Below are 22,340 nucleotides of genomic sequence, written 5' to 3' on the forward strand. Positions count from 1 at the left end.
TGGTCAATTCATCACTTTTCGGCAGCATTTAACATAACTTCTACTTTTTCCTGTGCTTCTTTTATAACTTGCTGAGATGACCTATTTTCTAAAACCCCCATACGTATTTCATTCTGCAATATTCTATCAATTTCCTTCCAATAGGGGTGAGGAGGGATTATTTTCGCAGTTTCAGCATTTTCATAGATTTGTGTCATCATAGGATCATCTTGGTAAATGTTTCCGACTTCCTTCTTTACGGGAAATACACCGAGACGATTTAGCTCTTCTTGATGTTTTTCATCCGCCAAGTATTTTAGAAACTTTATACAGACTTCTAGCTTTTCTCTGTCTTCTTGCTTATAAATCCCATATGCCCCTATACCACTGGTCATTGTTAAGGGGTTTCCTAACTTTCCTGTTGGGTAATTAGCCACTTGGTAATCAAATCCTACACCTTCATTTTTTAAGTTTTCCAATACATTTAACGCCCATGTTCCCACAGGATAAACAGCGATGTTTTTATCCTTGTAAAAGTTGGTCCATGCAGCATTTGAAGTATTTTCACCAAAGTCAGGTGGTGTTACCTTATATTTATGTTTTAGATCTATTAGCTTTTCTAATCCTGTTAAGGCTCCTTCATCATAAAAAGCGTATTGAAAATTATTATTTATAACTTCTCCTCCATCACTTAATAGTATTCCCCATATATTATAATAACCTGATTGTATAAAACTATTAAATCCAAAATGATCTATTTTCCCGTTTCCCTTACTATCGTAGGTTAGTTGTTGTAGTTTCTCTATAAATTCTTCATAAGTCCAGTTGCCGTCAACCGGTGGCTCCACCCCCCGCTCGTTAAACAAATCCAGGTTTAATACCATTGTATAGGTACTCATCATCCACGGAAGGCCCCATATATGTCCATCATAGCTGACTGCCTTAATCGCATCTTCCTTAAAGCTACTTACTTCCTCCGCTGTTAGGTAAGGGTCCAAGGGTTGTAATACCTCTTTGCTTAAAATACTATAATCACTGCCAATCGGTAAGACATCTGGAGGATTTCCCATTTTTATAGCAGTATCTAGTTTAATTCCTCCCCGTTCCCAATCTAAAGGTTTAAAATCTATATAAACACCAGGATTTTCTTTTTCAAAGGCCCGTATTTTTTCATAGATCCACCTAAAATTTGTGCCGGTTTTTCTATCCAATCGCGGATAATCCCAAAAACTTATCACGCCCCTCCACTCCGCTTCTTTTTTCGTCACATTATAGTCCCTATCTCTTGGATGAAACTTACTTAAATAAAAGGGACCTCCAGCAATGAATAAAATTAATACTATATAAATGAAGATTTTTAGCCATGTTTTCTTTATCTTTTTCATATCAATCCCCCCTACTTATGTCTATTCCAACCTATTATTCAATATTCATATGGATAAATAGGCAAAAAAAAGAATGCATTTTATTCTGCACTCTCTATTTTAACAAGATTATTAACTTGGATCCTTCCTGCCTCAAGGGGTCTTCCAAAAAATATATGCTTACTCAAAGTACATATATGCTCCTTAGCCAAGGCAGGACACCCTTTATGACACTTTTTTCCTACATCTGTTATGTCGATAGTTACACTACCTATAGCCATTTTAGTGTTTGGAAGAAGTTCCGACATATCCAATTCTTCTATAACAAAGTTTCCCATAAACTTCTCATGACAAAAGCCTCTTATCTTATCCTTTTGTAACTGTTCATACCCTGTATCAGTAATAAAGCTCAGGTCTTTTCTTGTGTCTTCTCCCTTAAGAAGCTCCAACACCAGCTCCTTACACTGTCTCCAAATACCCTCTTGATCTTTACTAAAAATAGCCGTTACCTTTGGCAATAGTTATCAACCTCCTATTTCCGACATATTTCTTTTTCCTAGTTGATAATCCTCTGCCAATAAATAATGTTGTTGGGGCTTAGCGAACATAGCCTCTTCTAAAACTTCCTTTAACCGACTACTATCATTTCTTACGATATTTAATATATCTATTTCCGCATCGCTGTGAAGACAAGGTTTTAACTTACCATCACTGGTCATTCTGATTCTATTACATTCTCCACAGAAATGGCTGCTGATAGGATTGATAAAACCTACTTTTCCCTTGGCTCCTGGCAGCTTATAATACTTTGCTGGGCTTGAGGTATGATGGGCTAAAGGAACTAGATTCCCTATCATTTTCTTTATTTTTTCATTAGAAATAAAACGATGTTTCGCCCAGTTCCCAGCTTCCCCTATAGGCATTAACTCAATAAATCTTACTTCTATATCATCATCCATTGTAAGCTTAACAAAATCTTCTACCTCGTCTTCATTATGTCCCCCTATTACAACAACGTTTAATTTTACCGGGGTCATACCTAGTCGAATCACTTCCTGTATACCATCTAACACCTTGTTAACGTTACCACCTCTAGTTATTTCAGCGTACTTCTCAGGTTTTAAAGAATCTATACTGATATTTACTCTTTTTAATCCTGCTTTTTTTAAATCTTTCGCATAATCTTTTAACAAAATACCATTGGTGGTTACAGCAATATCCTTTATACCATCAATTTTTGATAAGTTACCTATAAAATCAACAATCCCTTTTTTTACTAAGGGCTCCCCTCCTGTAACCCTTATTTTATCTACCCCTAATGTAGCTGCCACCTTGGCAATTTCGGTGATTTCTTCAAAGGAAAGCATGTCTTCATGCTTTTTCTTATGATCTATTCCTTTTTCTGGCATACAATAAAGACATCTTAAATTACATAAATCCGTAATAGATATTCTCATATAATTAATCTTTCTATTGTACTGATCCTTCATCCTATCACCCCTATTAAAAAAAGCTAGTCCAAGAAAGGACTAACTTTTAAATTTTGTCAACAGTTCCTTTCCAGTTACGGGAGGCATAAAAATTTCTCTTCATACCCATAGGCTGCCTCCCTTAGGCAAAAGCCCTTAGAGATAACAGCTCGGAAATATTCATTTGTCTGTTATGTTTCATAATCATTATACCACGTTTATAAAGAAATTGGAATATTTTTTTCACCATTATAAATATTCAGTCTTTTGCTTCTTGCAACCATGATACCCATGTATATCAACAAATTTTCTATATTCTTAGTATAACATAAAAACCTATTCTTTTCTTGTAAATTGTTTTGATAACAAGCTTTCGGGTATAATTTATATGCGATTACTATATTAAGTTCTAACATTTTTAGGAGGAGAGTTATGAAAAACACCCTAAGTATTTTAAAATATGCCATGGAGATGGAAAAACAAGGCTATGAGTTTTTTAAAAGCAATGCTGAAAAGATGACTTTAGCCAGTGCAAAACAAATGTTTCAAAAATTGGCGGATGTGGAAATGGATCACTATAATCTTATAAAAGAACAAGTAGATTATATTGAAATTAATAACGAAATTAAAGATGTAGCATTTGATTTAGACGGAGAAAAAGCTTTATTTGAAGAAAGAGCCCAAAAAGAAATGTTGGATCAGACTATAGGAGAATCCATGACACCTGATTTGACAATTTTAAGAACTGCTTACTTAATAGAAAGAGACTACGCTGAGTTCTACAGAAAGGCTGCTGAGGATACTGATGAACCAAAGGCTAAAAAGCTTTTTGAATCCTTGGCTGCATGGGAAACAGGTCATGAAAATCTATTTAAAGAAGAGTATGACCGCCATATGAAGGAGTATATGAATCAACCTTGGGGAGGATAAAAGTTAAAGGAGCTGCATAGCAGCTCCTTTAACTTATTAGGGAGTAAGAACTTTATACTAAATTTTAGAAACCCTCACACCAGTTACCTTTAATCCAGGTATTTTACAATACTTATCTAATTCCTCATCATTTGTCAACACATTGGCACCATCTGCCCAGTGAAAAGGAATAAACAGTACATTTTCATCTACAATATCAGTTACCTTCGCCGCTATAGTAATTTCTCCACGACGCGATGCAACTTTAATAAGTTCTCCATTTTTTATACCCTTGGCTTCAGCTAGCTTAGGATTGATTTCAACATAAGCTTCTGGAGCAAGTCTATGAATTCCTTCGGTTTTACCCGTCATGGTCTTGGTATGATATTGGTATAAAATACGGCCTGTTGTTAGTACTAATGGGTATTCTTCACTGGTCAATTCATCAGATTCAACAAATTCAACAGGCTTTAATAAACCAGCACCTCTGGCAGGCTTACCAGCATGTAAAAACTTGGTGCCTGGGTGTTCTTCTGTAGGACATGGCCATTGAATTCCTACTTCCTCAATTCTGAGGTAGGTGATACCTGCATATTGTGGTGTAACGCTTCTGATTTCTTCAAAGATCTCTTCCGTGCTGTTATACTTTTTATCATAACCAAGTTTATTCATCAGCTCCATAAAGATCACCCAATCGGGTTTTGCTTCTCCAGAAGGTTCAACAGCTTTTCTTACCCTTTGCACTCTTCTTTCTGTATTGACAAAGGTACCCTCTTTCTCAGCAAAGGAAGCGGCTGGCAATACTACGTCTGCTAAAGCAGCTGTCTCTGTTAAGAAGATATCCTGCACCACTACAAAAGTATTCTTTAAAGCCTTTTCCACATGCTTCGTATTTGGATCAGAAACCATTGGGTTTTCTCCAAAGATGTAAAGGACCTTCACATCTCCTGCCTCCGCTCCATGCATTACTTCTGGAATCGTTAATCCTATTTTATCTGAAAGCTTTGTTTCCCAAGCAGTTTCAAACTTTTCTATCACCGCTGGGTTGTTGACAGGTTGATATCCTGTCATAACATTTGGCAGAGCCCCCATATCACAGGCACCCTGAACATTGTTCTGTCCTCTTAACGGATTTACCCCCGTACCTTCTCTACCTAGATTCCCAGTAACCAAAGCTAGGTTAGATAAACTCATTACATTTTCTGTACCATTATGGTGTTGGGTAACCCCCATACAATATAATATCGTTCCCTTATTGGCTTCAGCATAAAGTCTTGCTGCTTTACGAATATCTTCGGCATCTACACCACATATTTCCGCTGCCTTTTCTGGTGTATACTTTGCAACAACTTCTTTTAGTGCTTCAAAGCCTTCTGTGTTTTCTTCAATATATGTTTTATTCTCTAGCTTTTCCTCTAAAATAACATGAATCATAGCATTTGATAAGGCAATCGTGGTACCTGGTTTAATTTTCAAGAATACATCTGCATCTTTAGCAAGCTCAATTTCTCTCGGATCTGCTACAATGAGTTTTGCACCATTATTTTTAAGCCCCTGTCTAACCTGTGCACCAATTACTGGATGACTTTCTGTTGTATTTGATCCAGTAATAAAGATGACATCTGCTTCCTTGATTTCAGCAACACTATTTGTCATAGCTCCACTACCTAATGTAGTTGCAAGACCTGCAACTGTAGAGCTGTGTCAGAGGCGTGCACAGTGATCAATATTGTTGGTACCAATTACACCCCTCATGAGTTTCATCATTAAGTAATTTTCTTCCGTAAGACCCCTCGCCGAAGAAAAACCTGCGATGGCATCTGGACTGTATTGTTGTTTTACCTCATTAATTTTACTTGCAATCACTTCATAGGCTTCTTCCCAAGTTGTTTCCTCTAGTTTGCCATTCTTTTTCACTAACGGTTTCTTTAAACGGTCTGGATGGTTGATAAAGTTATAAGCAAATCTTCCTTTAACACAAAGCAGTCCATTATTAGAAGGTCCATCTGCTGGTAAAACCTCCACTACTTTATTATCCTTTATCAATAAATCCATTTGACATCCTACACCACAGTAGGAGCAGGTGGTTCTAACCTCTCTCGTTTCCCAGTATCTAAACTTCTCTTTATTCTTAGGCATTAAAGCCCCTACCGGACATACAGATACACAGTTTCCACAGGATACACAGGTAGAGTGTTCTAGTCCTTGGTCAAAAGGAGTAGCTACATGGGTCACAAATCCTCTTTGAGCAAAACCTATGGCATAAGTATTTTGTAACTGACTACAGACATAAACACATTTCCCGCAAAGAATACATTTTTCTTGGTCACTATAGTAAAAAGGATTACTGCTATCTACTTCAAAGGTTTTTCTCTCACCCTTAAAAGAAGATTCTTTAATATCATATTTATAACATAAATCCTGCAATGTACATCTTCCTGCCTTTTGACAGGTTAAACAATCCAATGGATGGTTTGCTAGTAATAGATCTAATATGTCTTTTCTAGCTCTCACCACTGCTTCACTCTCAGTTTCTACCTCCATTCCTGCAGCTGCTGGTGTACAACAAGCAGTCGGTAGGTTTTTTGCTCCCCTCACCTCTACTACACAAATTCTGCAGGACCCATGGGGCTTTAACCTTTCATCATGACAAAAGGTTGGTACATCAATGCCAATCTTTTTCGCTGCTTGAAGTATCGTTGCACCTTCTTCAACCTGTACTTCAATGCCATTTATTTTTAAGGTGATCATCCTTCATCCTCCTTTAGCTTTTTGTGTCAAACAAACTGACCCTACCCCTTGACGATTGCATGAAATGGACATGCTGATAAACAAGCTCTACATTTGATACATTTGTCTGTATCAATCACATACACTTCTTTACCCTTCACACCACTTATGCAGTTGGCAGGGCACTTTGTAGCACAAATTCCGCATTTCTTACAAAGATCCTCTATAACCCTATATTGTAACAATGCCTTACAGACCCCCGCAGGACATCTTTTTTCCTTTACATGGGCTTCATATTCATTTCTAAAGTATTTAAGTGTTGATAAAACAGGATTTGGTGCTGTTTGTCCTAGACCACAAAGAGACGCTGATTTAATGGTCTTTGCCAAAGTTTCAAGTCTTTCTATGTCCTCCATGGTGCCTTTACCTTCAGAAATATTTTCTAATAGTTCTAGCATCCTTTTAGTACCTTCACGACATGGTATGCATTTACCACAGGATTCCTCTACAGTAAAGTCTAAGAAGAATCTAGCAATGTCTACCATGCAGTTGTCTTCATCCATAACAATCATTCCACCAGAGCCCATCATAGAGCCTAGTGAGATCAAGTTATCATAGTCAATAGGCGTATCAATGTATTGTGATGGTATACAGCCTCCCGAAGGTCCTCCAGTTTGTACTGCTTTAAAGGCTTTGCCATTGGGTATACCCCCGCCGGTTTCATAGATTACCTCTCTTAATGTGGTCCCCATAGGAATCTCCAATAAACCAGTGTTGTTGATTTTACCACCTAGAGCAAATACTTTTGTTCCCTTAGATTTCTCAGTACCTATTCCAGCAAACCAGTCTGCACCCTTCAAGATGATTTGAGGTATATTGGCATAAGTCTCCACGTTATTTAACAATGTTGGCTTATCCCAAATCCCTTTATGGGCTGGAAATGGTGGTCGAGGTCTCGGCATACCTCTTTGGCCTTCGATAGAGTTAATCAAAGCTGTTTCTTCTCCACAGACGAAGGCACCTGCCCCCAAACGAATTTCCAAATCGAATTGAAAGCCTGTATCGAAGATATTTTCTCCCAGCAAACCTCTTTCCTTTGCTTGCACAATGGCAATTTGAAGGCGTTTTACCGCTATTGGATATTCTGCACGAACATATACGTAACCTTTGCTAGCCCCTACTGCATAGCCAGCAATGGCCATAGCCTCTACAATAACATGAGGGTCCCCCTCTAGTACCGAACGATCCATAAAGGCTCCTGGGTCACCTTCATCAGCGTTACAAGCCACATATTTTTGATCTGCCTCTGCTTTAGCTGTAAACTCCCATTTTAATCCCGTAGAAAAACCTCCACCACCGCGGCCTCTTAACCCAGATCTCTTCACCACATCAATAACTTCTTCAGGTGTCATTTCCGTCAATACCTGTGCCAAGGCTTGATATCCGTCAAAGGCAATGTATTCTTCTAGTATCTCAGGGTTAATCAACCCACAATTTCTTAAAGTCACCCTTTGTTGTTTTTTATAGAAACCTATTTCATTGATAGGCTTCATTTCATCTCCTTCTAGTGACTCCTTATAAAGCAGATCCTTAACAACTTTTCCCTTTAGTAAATGCTCCTCTGTAATTCTTTCAATATCTTCTATTCTCACTTGACTATAAAAGGCTCCTTCTGGATAAACGATAATGATTGGCCCAGCTTCACAAAGGCCAAAACATCCCGTTTTTACAACCTTTACTTCCTCTTGAAGATTATATTCCTCCAGTTGGCTTTCTAGCTTTTCCATAATTTTTAGCGAATCCGATGAAGTACATCCAGTCCCTGCACACACCAGCACATGTGCTCTACATAAATCCATTGTTTAACCCCCTTACTTATTGTTAGGTTTTCCTTCAGCTTCTATTTTTCGTAAGCTTCAATTGTATAATCAAGGACAACGTTGCCATTTATTATGTGATCTACTATGACCTTTTTAGCCTTCTCCTCTGTCATGGCTACATAGGTCACCTTTTCTTCTCCTTCTTTATATACCTCTACAATAGGTTCCAATCTACAGGCACCTATGCATCCTTTTTGTGTTACGGTCACATCTTTAGGGTTCCTCTTGTTTATTTCCTCAATGAGTGCCATCATCACCGGTCTGGCTCCAGCTGCTATGCCACAAGTATCCATGCTCACTACAATTCTAGTCCCTTTTTGCTCTTGCCTTAGGCTAACTTTCTTTAAAGTCTCTTGTCGAATTTTTTGTAGTTCAGCAATTGTCATCATGGATAAACCCCCTTTGATATTTTTCTATGATCTCAGGTACATCATCTACCTTCAACCTTCCATATACGTCTTCGTTAACAGTCAGCACTGGTGCTAAACCGCAGGCTCCTATACACCTTGTAGCTATAAGGGTAAACTTTCCATCAGAAGAATTCTGTCCAGGTTTTACATCAGTAAGTTCAGTAATTTTATCAATAATTTCCTGTGCTCCCTTAACATAACAGGCAGTTCCTAAGCAAACCCCTATCACAAAATCCCCTTTTGGTTCAAGAGAAAACTGTGAGTAAAAGGTAAGCACGCCATAAATTTCACTTAGTGGTATATTCATTTCCTTTGATATTTTTTTCTGTACTTCTAAGGGTACACATCCAAAGATTTTTTGCCCCTCCTGCAACACTGGCATCAAAGCACCTTTTTTTCCTTTGTTTAAGTCAATCACTGTCTGTAAATTTCGAAAATTTTCTTCAGTCAAAATCTCCTTTGCCATAATGTCCCTCCTTTTTTTAAAACAACCCCTCGGTATATAAATTATAGTATAGATTAATAAGTATTGTAAATTGTAAAATTTATTGTTCGATATTTTATTTTAATGAGTTATTTTTATTAATGGATAATCAATATTATTTAATGTTAAATATTGTAATATTTCTGTTTATTATAACACATATTTCATGAATATGTTAAGTTTTTAACTATTTTTTTGTGTATTTTTTGTGTATTTTTTAGTATTTTTGAAATTTTTTTTGTTTTTATAGAAGCTTGAAATAAAAAAAATCTCTGAAAAATGGCTATTTTTCAAAGATTTTTCTGATTTAATATAAATTTATTTGAAAGCATTAGTTAGTTAAAATATATTTTATTAAATATTTATTGTTAATTAATAAATATTGTTATTGAATAAATGTTAGTGATTCCGTCTTTCATCACGCTAAATATTAACCTTAGTTTAGTTTTTGGTGATCGCCTTAAAAGGACATACTAACACACAGGCACCACACTTGGTACAATTCTCCGCATGAATGACATACGCTTCTTTAGCCTTGATACCGCTTATACAGCCTACAGGACATTTTTTAGCACAAATTCCACATTTTTTGCAAAGATTTTCTAGAACACTATACTTCAATAGTTCCTCACATACCCCTGCAGGACATTGCTTTTCCTTCACATGAGCTTCATATTCACTTCTAAAATATTTTAATGTTGATAACACAGGATTTGGAGCTGTTTGACCCAATCCACAAAGGGATGCATCTTTGACAGTCTTTGCTAAAGTTTCAAGTTTTTCTACGTCCTTCATAGTGCCTTTACCTTGAGAAATTTTTTCCAACAAATCCAACATACGCTTTGTCCCTTCGCGACATGGTGTACATTTACCACAGGATTCCTCCACAGTAAATTCTAAGAAGAATCTAGCTATATCTACCATACAGTTATCTTCGTCCATAACAACCATCCCACCAGAACCCATCATCGAACCAAGCTTAAGTAAATTATCGTAATCAATAGGTGTATCAATATGTTCTGCCGGTATGCAGCCTCCAGAAGGTCCCCCAGTCTGTACTGCCTTAAATGCCTTACCATTAGATATACCACCGCCTATTTCATAAATAACTTCCCTTAATGTGGTACCCATAGTAATTTCCAGTAACCCAGTATTATTGATTTTACCCCCTAAAGCAAATACTTTTGTTCCTTTAGACTCTTTAGTACCTATACTACAAAACCATTCCGCTCCCTTTAAGATAATCTGAGGTATATTGGCATAGGCCTCCACATTATTTATTAAGGTTGGTTGGTCCCATATTCCCTTATGGGATGGAAATGGCGGCCGAGGTCTCGGCATCCCTCTTTTTCCTTCAATAGAATGAATCAATGCTGTTTCTTCTCCGCAGACAAAGGCACCTGCTCCTAGGCGTACTTGTAAATCAAAACTAAAATCTGTGCCAAAAATATTTTCTCCCAGCAAACCCATTTCTTTTGCCTGATCAATAGCAATCCGAAGACGTTTTACCGCTATGGGGTATTCAGCACGAATGTATACATAACCTTCCTTGGCCCCTACTGCATAGGCAGCTATCGCCATAGCTTCTATGATCACATGTGGGTCTCCCTCCAGTAGGGAACGATCCATAAAGGCCCCTGGATCTCCTTCGTCTGCATTGCAAACTACATACTTTTCTTCTGCCTCTTCCTTAGCTGTTAATTCCCATTTTAATCCTGTAGGAAAGCCCCCACCTCCGCGGCCTCTTAACTCAGATTTTTTCACCACATCAATGACTTCTTCTGGCGTCATTTCCGTTAGTACCTTTGCTAAAGCTTGATACCCATCAAAGGCAATGTATTCTTCTATCAGCTCTGGATTAATCAAGCCACAGTTTTTTAGAACAATTCTTTTTTGCTTTTTATAGAAGCTTATTTCATCAATAGACTTTATCGTATCTCCTTCTATTGATTCTTTGTACAATAACTCCTTAACAACTCTGCCTTTTAATAAATGTTCTTCTGTAATTCTCTCAATATCCCTCAACTTTACTTGACTATAAAAAGCTCTTTCTGGATAGACAATAACAATCGGTCCAGCTTCACAAAGACCAAAACATCCAGTCTTTATAACCTTTACTTCTTTTTCAAGGCCATATTCTTGTAATTGGTCTTCTAGCTTTTCCATAATCTTCAGTGAATCTGATGATGTACATCCTGTTCCTGCGCATACCAGCACATGTGATCTACAAAAATCCATTGTTTATCCCCCTACCTATTCTTAGGTTTTGCTTCAGTGGCTATTTTGTGTAGGCACCTATTGTATAATCATGAACAACATTGCCATTCACAATATGTTCTGTTATAATCATTCTCGCCTTTTCTGCCGTCATGGCCACATAGGTCACCTTTTCTTCCCCTTCTGTATAAATCTCTACAATTGGCTCCAGTCTACAAGCTCCTATGCACCCTGTTTGTATTATGATTACATCTTGAAGGTTCCTTTTACCTACTTCTTCAACCAATGCTATCATTACCGGCGTAGCCCCAGCAGCTATCCCACAGGTAGCCATACCTACTACAATTCTAGTACCTTTTCTATCACTTCTAAGTTTAACTTTCTCCAAGGTTTCCTGTCGAATTTTTTCCAAATCCGAAATCGTTGTCATAATATCATACCCCCTTCTTTAAATAGACCCCAATAAAAACAATGCCTGTTTCTACCTATTTATGAAAAGTGCAAGTGATGTTTAAAAAGTATTATGATAAACAATTATTATTTAGTATCGCTTATTAACTATTAAGTAGTACTAAAGAACTTTGTTTATATTATAACATATGCCTTAAGAAAAGTATTTGATTCTTATCCACCTTTTTTATTTTTATGATTCCTTACAATGTACTATTTTAGCGGTTTTAAAAACCTTTAGACAGCATTAAAACTTCCTAAAGGTTTTTAAAATCATTAACAAAAGATGTAGTATATGCACTTTTCATAAACACATAATATTATTTAGTAGAGATTATCGTTATTATTTTGTGTCGCTCAGATGATCTAATAATCTCTCACTAAAAGCTTTGGCTGAGTTATAACCCATGATTTTTAACCGATGATTTCTTGCCGCCACTTCTATAATTACAGCAATATTTCTAGCAGGCTTCACTGGTATTACCATTTCCTCTACCTTTATCCCCAATATTTCTCTAAAATTTTCGTCTAATCCTAGTCGGTCATAGCTTTTATCAGCATCCCACTCTTCTAAATTCACCACCAAATTAATATCTGTTCTAAGTTTAATAGCACCTACACCAAATAAACTTTTAACATCCATGATCCCTATTCCCCGCACCTCCATCATATGTCTAACGATCTCTGGTGCACAGCCCACTAGGTGATCTTGTCCTATTTTCTTGACCTCCACAGCATCATCCGCTACAAAAAGATGTCCTCTTTTGATAAGTTCTACAGCAGTTTCACTTTTTCCTATGCCGCTCTTACCAGTAATAAGTATACCTACACCATATATATCCATTAATACCCCGTGCAACGTAATTATATCAGCCAGATTCTCTTCCAAATAGATGACTAGTTTGCTAATTAATCTCGTTGTATTTAAACTACTTCTTAATATTGTTCTTTGATATTTCTCTGCAGCCTCCATTAGTTCTTTTGGGGCTTCTAAATCTCTACTGAGTATGATACAAGGAATATCATGAGACAATATTTTGTCAAACCTTTCTTTTCTCGTCTTTTCATCTAATGTATTTAAAAATCTATGTTCCACTTTTCCTATAATTTGAATTCTTTCATAAGCAAAATGATCAAAATAGCCTGCCAATTGAATTCCAGGTCTATTTAAGTCACTGGTAGTTATTTTAGTATCTTCTTGCCTTGAAGAATTCAACTCCGTTAACCTAAAATCCTCTATTAATTTTTTCACTGTAATATGTTTCACATAATTCCTCCTCTGTAGTAGAAATTTTTAGTTGGTCCTTCTAAAAAAGTTATAGATATTTTCTGCCGCAGTCTTGTTTATACCCTCCGCCTCCATTAGCTCCTCCAGCGTTGCTTCTTTGATTTTATTCATATCTTTAAAGTGCCTCAACAGATTTTTTCTTCTCATTTCCCCTATTCCAGGGATTTCTTGCAAAATAGAATACAAACTGGTTTCTTTCCGAAGACTTTTGTGATACGTAATGGCAAATCGATGGGCTTCTTCCTGTACCTTAGCTATAAAACGAAATAAACTTGAGGTTTTATCAATAATTAACTCCTTTTCTTTATAAATTAATCCTCTAGTTCTATGCCTATGATCCTTAATCATACCACATACAGGTATAGTAAGTCCCAAGGTCCTTAAGGATTTTTCAACACTATGAACCTGTCCTAACCCCCCATCTACCATAATTAGATCAGGAAATACAGCGAACTTTCCTTCTTTCAAGGTAGCTACTCCCTCGATTATATTTTTTGTTTCTTCTAGGCCCCTCTTAAATCGTCTCAAAATGATTTCCTCTATACTGGCATAATCATTTGCACCTTTTACAGTTGCTATTTTAAATCTTCTATATTCTTTGTTTTTGGGTTTGCCATCCTCAAAAACCACCATAGAGCCTACAGATTCCACCCCTTGAATATTGGAGATATCGAAGGCCTCAATACGATAAGGCAGTATTTCTAGGTCCATCAGCTGCTGTAATTGTTGTAAGAGCTTTTCTTTTTCTTCCCTCTTTCTATCATTTACTTCTTTTGTTTGCGTCATCATTAAAAGGGCATTCTTTTTTACCATTTCCACCAATTTTCTTTTTTCACCTTTTTTAGGGGATTTAATAGCAACTTTGCTGCCCCGTTTTGTACTGAGCCAGTCCTCCATTAATTGCTGATCTTCTAGTTCTTCCTCCAAAAGTATTTCTTGGGGAATGAAGGCCATATTATTATAAAACTGTTTGACAAAGGAGGACAAAATTTCTCCAATCCCCTCTTCTTCACTGGTGGATAAAGTATAGTGCTGGCGTTGTACAACTTTTCCTTTTCGAATAAAGAAGATTTGTACATAGCTTTCTTCTTCACTCTTAGCCACCGCTATAATATCTTGATCAAGTTCATTGGTGGAGACTATTTTTTGTTTTTCTATGATACTAGATAATGCCACCACCTGATCCCTATATTTGGCTGCTGCTTCGTAGTTCATTTTTTCAGCAGCCTCCCGCATTTTTCCTTGAATCTTCTTGATCAGTTCATCCTCTCTGCCACTTAAAAACAAGATAATCTCTTGGATGAATTGCCTATAATATTCTTCTTCTATCTTCCCAGTACATGGTCCTAAACATTTTTTTATATGAAGGTTTAAGCAGGGCCTTTCTTTATTTTCAATAGACTTTGCTATATTTCTTTTACAGGTTCTTATAGGAAAAAGTTGATGAATCACATCTAGTGTTTCGTTTAAAGCTGTTACATTTGTGTAGGGGCCAAAATATTTTGCTCCATCCTTTAAAAAACGTCTTGTCTTCATCACCCTAGGATAGGTTTCCTTCATAGTGATTTTAATATAGGGGTAAGTTTTATCATCTCTAAGTAATATATTATACTTCGGTCTATTTTCTTTTATTAGATTACACTCTAAGATCAAGGCTTCTAACTCTGTATCGGTAATAATATACTCAAAAGAATGTATATTTGCTACCATTGCCCTAACTTTCGGCGGCTGGTTTTTTAAAGATTGAAAATATTGTCTCACTCTATTTTTTAAAGATACAGCCTTACCCACATAAATAATTTCCTCTTCTTGATTTTTCATTAAGTATACTCCCGGCTTTTCCGGCAGCATTTTTAGTTGTTGGTTTATATCAAACATGCTGTCCCTCCTAGTATAGATTTACCATAGATTGACAATACTCCTAACAAATTATTGTTTGGAGGTGTTCTTGTGAAAAAGAAAGGATTTATCCTGATATTATTAAGTTTATTATTCCTCACTACTTCTTTTAGTATAGCAGATACTGAGTTGCCATGGGTGAAGGGATATTTAAGAAATTTTACGATTGCACTAAATCAGCAAGTAGTCAATTTAGAAAAAAAGCCTATTGTATTTGAAAATCGTCTTTACCTTCCTGCCAAGTATATTGCCGAGGCATTAGATTATAAGGTAACATGGCACCCTGAAGATGAAAAAATTACATTAAACCCTAAAGTTTTAGAGGAAAAACTTCCTCCCTGCAATCCTTTGATAGGAGAATACTTTGTTTATGGAGAAATTCAAGCTATTGACCTAGAGGGTCAGCAGATACAAGTTGAACAACACTTAGATCATCATAGTAGAGAAATCTTTGATTTCCTTAAAGTTCAAGAAGATGCTGCAATCTTTCTTAAAAGAAATTCACACACCATGAGAATTCATCTAGAAGATCTACGGGTAGGAGATGTCGTCAGTTTCATTGTGACAAAAGAAGATACCATAAGAGGTATCATCATAGATGGATAATAACATTATCCATAAAACCCAGCACACTTATCTATGTGATATGTGCTGGGCTTTATTATTTGTACTTACTGATCTTAATTTTTCTGCAAAACTTTTTTCAAAAATGCTCCAGTATAAGAGTCTTTTACTTCGACAATTTTTTCTGGAGTACCTTCAGCTACAATGGTACCACCACCATTTCCTCCCTCGGGCCCAAGGTCAATGATATGGTCTGCTGTTTTAATAACATCTAGGTTATGCTCTATAACTAACACAGTATTTCCAGTAGCCACAAGTCTTTGTAAAACACCAATCAGTCGGTGAATATCCGCTATGTGCAGCCCCGTTGTCGGCTCATCTAAAATATAGAGGGTTTTCCCTGTACTTCTTTTGCTTAGCTCGCTGGCCAGTTTGATCCTTTGTGCTTCTCCTCCAGACAGTTGAGTAGAGGGTTGTCCTAGTTTTATATAACCTAGTCCTACATCATATAAGGTCTGTAGCTTATTATGAATCTTAGGTATGCTTTCAAAGAATCCTAGTGCTTCTTCCACATTCATCTCTAAAATATCAGAAATCGTCTTATCCTTATACTTTACCTCTAAGGTTTCTCTATTATAGCGTTTCCCTTTGCAGACTTCACAAGGTACATAAACATCCGGCAGGAAATGCATCTCTATTTTAATAATACCGTCACCACTGCAAGCTTCACAGCGGCCGCCTTTTATATTGAAACTAAACCTACCTTTTTGGTATCCCCGCATTTTTGCATAAGGGGTTTGGGCAAAGACCTCCCGGATATGATCAAAAACCCCTGTATAGGTGGCAGGGTTAGATCTCGGTGTCCTACCAATAGGAGATTGATCAATCTCTATGACTTTGTCTATATGCTCTATCCCTTCGATTGCTTTATGGGCTCCTGGTTTACTTTTTGCACCATTTAACTCCTGGGCTATTTTTTTGTATAATATCTCATTTACTAAGGTACTTTTCCCAGAACCAGATACACCAGTGACACAAGTAAACACCCCTAAAGGAATCTCCACATCAATATCTTGTAAATTGTTCTCCTTGGCTCCTTTAATAGCAATCCATTTTCCGTTAGGTTTTTTTCGCTCCGCAGGGATCTCTATTTTCTTCTTCCCGCTTAAATATTGTCCAGTAATGGAGGCTTCGGATTTCTTAATATCCTCTATTGTACCCTCCGCCACCAAATATCCTCCATGAATTCCTGCTCCTGGACCTATATCGATGATATGGTCAGCCTCCAGCATTGTATCTTCATCATGTTCTACCACAAGAACAGTGTTTCCTATATCTGTGAGATTTCTTAAGGTCTTTAAAAGTTTGTCATTGTCCCTTTGATGCAAACCTATACTGGGTTCATCTAGGATATACAATACTCCTACTAGACTAGAACCTATCTGGGTTGCCAGACGTATTCTTTGAGATTCTCCTCCAGATAAGGTGCCGGCATTTCTAGATAAGGTTAAATACTCTAAACCAACATCCTGTAAAAAGCTTAATCTTTCCTTAATCTCCTTTAAAATCTGTTTTGCGATAAAGGCTTGTCTTTCCTCTAGGGCTATATGGTCAAAGTACTTTTTAGCTTCCTTTACTGACATTTCTGTTACTTCATGGATGTTTTTATCTCCAACCGTAACCGCCAAAATAACTTCCTTTAACCTGGCTCCTTTACATTTATTACAAGGCATTTCCGCCATATATTCTTCGATTTTTTCCCTTGAATAATCAGAATTGGTTTCCCTATAACGCCTTTCAAGGTTGGGGATTACCCCTTCAAAATAAGAAGAGTAGGTTCGAAGACCCCCATACTTAGATTCATATTGAAAGGTAATCTCCTTACCACTTTTTCCATATAAAACATCTTCAACAAAGTCCTCAGGCAGATCCTTTACAGGTACATCTAAACTTACCTGATACTGTTTCGCTAAGTTCTCCAGCATTTTAAAGTAATAGGTATTTTCTCCATTGCCATTGGAACCACTCCAAGGATCAATGGCTCCTTGTCGAAGGGTTAAACTTTTATTGGGAATCACCAAGTCTGGATCTACCACCTTCATATGACCAATACCGTTGCACTCAGGACATGCACCAAAGGGGCTGTTAAAAGAAAACATTCTTGGTGCTAGTTCCTCTATCCCTATACCATGATGAGGACAAGCAAACTTTGTAGAGAATAGATGTTCTTCTCCATCTATAACATCTGCAATTACTAAGCCCTCCGTCAGCTTTAATACAGTTTCTATGGAATCCGCGATTCTTTGTTGAGAATCTTCTCTTATGACAATACGATCCACTACTACATCAATATTGTGCTTCTTATTTTTTTCTAGCTTAATTTCTTCTTCAATATCTCTTATTTCTCCATCAATTCTAACCCGTACGAAACCTTCTTTTTTTACTTCTTCTAATAATTTTTTATGTTCACCCTTCTTTCCTTGAAGAATCGGTGCTAAGATTTGAAGTTTCGTCCCTTCTCCCAATGCCGTAATCTTATCAACAATCTGTTCTACAGTCATTTGACTAATTTCAATGCCACACACAGGGCAATGGGGCACTCCTACCCTTGCAAACAATAATCTTAAATAATCATAAATTTCTGTCACTGTTCCTACCGTAGAACGGGGATTCCTGCTGGTGGTTTTTTGATCAATAGAAATGGCAGGAGAAAGCCCTTCAATATATTCAACATCGGGCTTTTCCATTTGTCCTAAGAACTGTCTTGCATAAGCTGATAAGCTTTCAATATAGCGTCTCTGTCCCTCTGCATAGATAGTATCGAAGGCCAAGGAGGACTTTCCTGATCCAGATAAACCTGTTATGACTACAAACTTATCTCTAGGGATTTCTATATCAATGTTTTTTAAATTATGTTCCTTAGCTCCTCTTACAATAATTTTATCCTTTGCCACATTTACACCTCTTTTTTATCATTGTTGTTTCTTTAAAACTTCTATCTCATCCCTCAGTTGAGCTGCCTTTTCAAATTCTAAGACCTCCGCAGCCTTGAGCATTTCACTCTCTAGAGATTTTATCATCTTTTCTAATTCACCCTTAGTATATTTTTTCTTGTTCTGTACTGTGTATTGGCCATCCTCTTCCGCCACCTTCGTAGCCTCTATAACGTCATAGATCTTTTTCTCTATAGACTTAGGTGTAATATGATGTACCCTATTGTATTCTGATTGAATTTCTCTTCTTCTGTCTGTTTCTTCCATAGCTTTTTTCATAGAATTGGTTATCTTATCACCATACATAATTACTTTTCCTTCAACGTTTCTTGCAGCCCTACCAATAGTCTGGATCATGGAGGTTTCTGATCTTAAAAAACCTTCTTTATCTGCATCTAAGATGGCTACTAAGCTAACCTCAGGTAAGTCCAAGCCTTCCCTTAAAAGATTGATACCCACCAATACGTCAAAAACCCCCATCCTTAAATCCCGTATAATTTCCATTCTCTCCATCGTCTTTATATCTGAGTGAAGGTATCTTACCTTGATGTCTATTTCTTTTAGATAGTTGGTTAAGTCCTCCGCCATCTTCTTCGTTAAAGTAGTGATCAGAGTTCGCCTACCTTTTTCTATTTGTTGATTTACTTCCCCCACCAAATCATCAATTTGTCCTTTGACAGGTCTCACCTCTACAGTTGGGTCCAACAGTCCCGTAGGACGAATAATTTGCTCCACCACCTGCTGACTTTTTTCTAATTCATAAGGACCTGGCGTAGCACTGACATATAGGATTTGATTTACTAATCCCTCGAATTCAGGGAAATTCAAAGGTCTATTATCATAGGCTGATGGCAGACGAAAGCCAAAGTTTACTAAAGACTCTTTTCTAGAACGGTCCCCTCCATACATACCCCTAATCTGAGGAATGGTAACATGGGATTCATCGGTAATGATTAAAAAATCTTCCGGAAAATAATCTAATAATGTATAGGGTCTGCTGCCTGCTGCTCTTCCGGTTAAATGCCTTGAATAGTTTTCTATTCCTTGACAAAATCCTACTTCCCTTAGCATTTCTATATCATACATGGTTCTTTGCTGAATTCTTTGAGCTTCTATCAACTTGTCCTGCTCTTTAAAATACTTTACTTGTTCTTCTAGCTCTTTTTCTATTTTTTGAATCGCCCCTTCTACCTTATCAATACTGGTAGCATAATGAGAAGCAGGAAAAATAGAAATATGACTTCTTCTTCCTATAATCTCTCCTGTCAGAGCATTCAACTCTGTGATCCGGTCAATTTCATCTCCAAAAAACTCTATTCTTACAGCATTTTCTGAAGAAGATGCAGGAAAAATCTCCACAACATCTCCTCTCACTCTAAAGGTTCCCCTTACAAAGTTGATATCATTTCTCTCGTATTGTATATCTACCAGCTGTCTTAATACTTGATCTCGGTCTTTATTCATTCCAGTCCTTAAAGAAACCACCAGACTTTTATATTCTTCCGGGTCTCCCAAACCATAGATACAGGAAACACTGGCAACGATAATAACATCTCTTCTCTCAAAAAGAGCTGAAGTAGCAGAGTGCCGCAATTTATCTATTTCATCGTTAATAGATGCATCCTTTTCTATATAAGTATCACTATGGGCCACATAAGCCTCTGGTTGATAGTAATCGTAGTAACTAACAAAATATTCTACCGCATTATTAGGAAAAAACGCTTTAAACTCACTGCATAATTGAGCAGCCAAAGTTTTGTTGTGGGCTATTACTAGCGTGGGCTTTTGAACCTTTTGGATAATATTTGCCATCGTAAAAGTCTTTCCTGAGCCTGTAACTCCCAACAAAGTCTGGTGTTTTAACCCCTTTATAATTCCTTTGCTCAAATCTTCAATCGCTTTTGGTTGATCTCCCGTAGGTTTATACTGGGAGCTGATTTCAAACTTCTCCATAGCTAAAACCCTCTCACTTCTATATATTTATCATTAGCGTTAACTTAAACCATAATTTGTCATCCTAAGTGGAGTAAAGCGTAGTCGAAGGATCTTAGAATTAGCAAAATGACGGTTCAAGTGATTTTTAGAAATAATTGTATTAAATTAACACCTATGATATATTTATGTCTTATAAGTTTTCGTTTTATAGGGAAAAAGCCATAGTCTCCCTATCTTTACAGACCCACATCTATATAAGGGTATCACAACAAAATCATCCTGTTAAGTAGTAAAATTCCCCTTTCAGAACAGTCGTTCGATAACCTTATTATATTCCTCTATGATTTTTCTGTCAATGGCTTGTCTTTATATCTTGATATCTTGATTCCTTAAATAAGTGCAATAGAAAAGCCCCTATTTTCAGAGACTTTTCTTACAAACTTAATTTTACATTTTTTCTTTTACAATTTCCATGGCTTTTTCTAACTGTATATCTTGATCCCTCTCTATAGTCACTTCATTTCTTAATTCCTCTGGCAATTCTACTACTATATCTGGTTCGATACCTGTACCATGAATATTGGTTCCATTAGGAGTAAAATATTGAGAAACTGTATATTTAAACCCTGTTCCATCATTTAGTGGTTTTACTTGCTGCACTAAGCCCTTGCCAAAGGTGGTAGTACCAAGAATTACACCTCTATTTCCATCCTTGACGGCGCCTGCTAATATTTCAGATGCACTGGCACTTCCCTTATTTACTAACACTACTAGTGGAAGATCTACTTGCTTTTTATCAGACTTTTCTATTTCTCTTTTGCCATGACGATCTTCTGTATAAACAATTACTTGTTCTCCCAATATCATATCAGAAATTTCTAAGCACTGGCTCAACAAACCTCCAGGGTTGTTTCGTAAATCAATAATTAATCCTTGAACATTTTGTTTTTCTAATTCACCGATATGTTCTCTAAAGTCATTAGCTGTTTGTTCATCAAACATCGATATTCGCACATAACCTATATTGCCCTCCAGCACCTCTGATCTAACAGTTCTTAAACGAATTTCCTCTCTTTCTAGTGTTACTTCAAAGGGCTCATTTCTCCCTTCACGCCATAGGGTTAAGATCACATTTGTACCAGGTTCTCCCTTCATCATGTCAGCAGCTAAATCCAACTGCTCTCCTGATACAGTTTTTCCATCTACAGTAATAATTCTATCACCGGTAGCAATTCCAGCTCTTTCTCCAGGAGTATCCTCTATAGGCGATACCACCGTTACAAAACCATCTTCTCCTGGTGTTATAATAACACCAATACCACCATAAGTACCTTGGGTTCTCGTCATTAAGTCAGTAAATTCTCTTTCTGTCATATAGGTAGTATAGGGATCCTCCACCCCTTGAAACATGCCTTTGATGGCTGATTCTAATAATTTTTCTTCATCTACTTCTTTATAATAATTTTTTGTTAAAAATTCTTTTAGTGTAAGGAGTTTACCATACTCTCCTCCCAAATCTCTATAATACTCATAAGTATCCCTTGAAATCAGCACCTTCTGTCCCAGCGGCAGAGCAATTAAATTTCCCAGTGTTGCATTAAGTATTGTGGTTACTATAATGAGAATAATGGCTCCTACTAAAGCTTTTCTTTTACTTATCATAGCTATCTCCCCTCTTAACATTCTAGACCTGTCATTTTACTATTTTATTATTTATACTGTTTCATTATACATCAAGTAAAAAAACTTTTAAAGTTGGATAGTCCCTT

The 22,340-nt window shown here is 36.8% G+C and carries 16 protein-coding genes and 1 riboswitch; of the genes, 2 read left to right on the forward strand and 14 right to left on the reverse strand.

Annotated elements, in window-relative coordinates; genetic code table 11:
- Positions 1-11: 11 nt before the first annotated feature.
- The 3 genes from CACET_RS15890 to moaA all read right to left on the reverse strand — a co-directional run bounded on the left by CACET_RS15890 (position 12) and on the right by moaA (position 2,833).
- Entirely contained in the window at positions 12-1,364 is a 1,353-nt protein-coding gene (locus CACET_RS15890; protein WP_044824152.1) for an ABC transporter substrate-binding protein, read from the reverse strand.
- Positions 1,365-1,444: 80 nt separating this feature from the next.
- Positions 1,445-1,861, reverse strand: coding sequence for a hypothetical protein (locus CACET_RS15895; protein ID WP_044824153.1), 417 nt, complete (start codon positions 1,859-1,861; stop codon positions 1,445-1,447).
- 6 nt (positions 1,862-1,867) lie between these two features.
- Positions 1,868-2,833, reverse strand: a complete 966-nt coding sequence (gene moaA, locus CACET_RS15900) for a GTP 3',8-cyclase MoaA (RefSeq protein ID WP_044824154.1) — start codon at positions 2,831-2,833, stop codon at positions 1,868-1,870.
- A gap of 47 nt (positions 2,834-2,880) precedes the next feature.
- Positions 2,881-3,000, reverse strand: a riboswitch (molybdenum cofactor riboswitch).
- 244 nt (positions 3,001-3,244) lie between these two features.
- Between moaA and CACET_RS15910 the strand changes: the two genes are divergently transcribed.
- A complete protein-coding gene (locus CACET_RS15910; RefSeq protein WP_044824156.1) occupies positions 3,245-3,742 on the forward strand; it encodes a ferritin-like domain-containing protein in 498 nt (165 codons plus the stop codon).
- Positions 3,743-3,799: 57 nt separating this feature from the next.
- Here the strand turns inward: CACET_RS15910 and fdhF are convergent, their stop codons facing one another.
- The 8 genes from fdhF to uvrC all read right to left on the reverse strand — a co-directional run bounded on the left by fdhF (position 3,800) and on the right by uvrC (position 15,058).
- Positions 3,800-6,472: a formate dehydrogenase subunit alpha gene (gene fdhF / locus CACET_RS19985; RefSeq protein WP_082058143.1), complete on the reverse strand. Its 2,673-nt coding sequence runs from the start codon at positions 6,470-6,472 to the stop codon at positions 3,800-3,802.
- Between the two features lie 41 nt (positions 6,473-6,513).
- The gene (gene nuoF / locus CACET_RS15925; protein WP_044824159.1) at positions 6,514-8,310 is read right to left on the reverse strand and encodes an NADH-quinone oxidoreductase subunit NuoF; all 1,797 of its coding nucleotides are present in this window, start codon (positions 8,308-8,310) and stop codon (positions 6,514-6,516) included.
- A gap of 41 nt (positions 8,311-8,351) precedes the next feature.
- Positions 8,352-8,720: a (2Fe-2S) ferredoxin domain-containing protein gene (locus CACET_RS15930; RefSeq protein ID WP_044824160.1), complete on the reverse strand. Its 369-nt coding sequence runs from the start codon at positions 8,718-8,720 to the stop codon at positions 8,352-8,354.
- Entirely contained in the window at positions 8,704-9,207 is a 504-nt protein-coding gene (locus CACET_RS15935) for an NADH-quinone oxidoreductase subunit NuoE family protein (protein WP_044824161.1), read from the reverse strand. Before CACET_RS15935 ends, CACET_RS15930 begins: the two co-directional genes overlap by 17 nt.
- A gap of 459 nt (positions 9,208-9,666) precedes the next feature.
- A complete protein-coding gene (nuoF, locus tag CACET_RS15940) occupies positions 9,667-11,463 on the reverse strand; it encodes an NADH-quinone oxidoreductase subunit NuoF (protein ID WP_044824162.1) in 1,797 nt (598 codons plus the stop codon).
- Positions 11,464-11,503: 40 nt separating this feature from the next.
- Positions 11,504-11,872, reverse strand: a complete 369-nt coding sequence (locus CACET_RS15945) for a (2Fe-2S) ferredoxin domain-containing protein (protein ID WP_044824163.1) — start codon at positions 11,870-11,872, stop codon at positions 11,504-11,506.
- 363 nt (positions 11,873-12,235) lie between these two features.
- Positions 12,236-13,159 carry an HPr(Ser) kinase/phosphatase gene (gene hprK, locus CACET_RS15950; protein WP_044824164.1) on the reverse strand — a complete coding sequence of 308 codons (924 nt, stop codon included), beginning with the start codon at positions 13,157-13,159 and terminating at the stop codon, positions 12,236-12,238.
- 27 nt (positions 13,160-13,186) lie between these two features.
- Positions 13,187-15,058, reverse strand: coding sequence for an excinuclease ABC subunit UvrC (gene uvrC / locus CACET_RS15955; protein ID WP_044824165.1), 1,872 nt, complete (start codon positions 15,056-15,058; stop codon positions 13,187-13,189).
- Between the two features lie 72 nt (positions 15,059-15,130).
- On the opposite strand from uvrC, the gene CACET_RS15960 reads away from it, so the two are divergent.
- On the forward strand, positions 15,131-15,685 hold the full coding sequence (locus tag CACET_RS15960; RefSeq protein WP_044824166.1) for a stalk domain-containing protein: 555 nt from the start codon (positions 15,131-15,133) through the stop codon (positions 15,683-15,685).
- Between the two features lie 74 nt (positions 15,686-15,759).
- Here the strand turns inward: CACET_RS15960 and uvrA are convergent, their stop codons facing one another.
- From uvrA to CACET_RS15975, 3 genes are all read right to left on the reverse strand, one after another.
- Positions 15,760-18,597, reverse strand: coding sequence for an excinuclease ABC subunit UvrA (uvrA, locus tag CACET_RS15965; RefSeq protein WP_044824167.1), 2,838 nt, complete (start codon positions 18,595-18,597; stop codon positions 15,760-15,762).
- An 18-nt stretch (positions 18,598-18,615) separates the two neighbouring features.
- Entirely contained in the window at positions 18,616-20,589 is a 1,974-nt protein-coding gene (gene uvrB / locus CACET_RS15970) for an excinuclease ABC subunit UvrB (protein WP_044824168.1), read from the reverse strand.
- A 429-nt stretch (positions 20,590-21,018) separates the two neighbouring features.
- Positions 21,019-22,233 carry a S41 family peptidase gene (locus tag CACET_RS15975; protein WP_052661297.1) on the reverse strand — a complete coding sequence of 405 codons (1,215 nt, stop codon included), beginning with the start codon at positions 22,231-22,233 and terminating at the stop codon, positions 21,019-21,021.
- Positions 22,234-22,340: the final 107 nt, after the last annotated feature.

This window comes from Clostridium aceticum (genome assembly GCF_001042715.1).
GTDB classification, from domain to species: domain Bacteria; phylum Bacillota; class Clostridia; order Peptostreptococcales; family Natronincolaceae; genus Andreesenella; species Andreesenella acetica.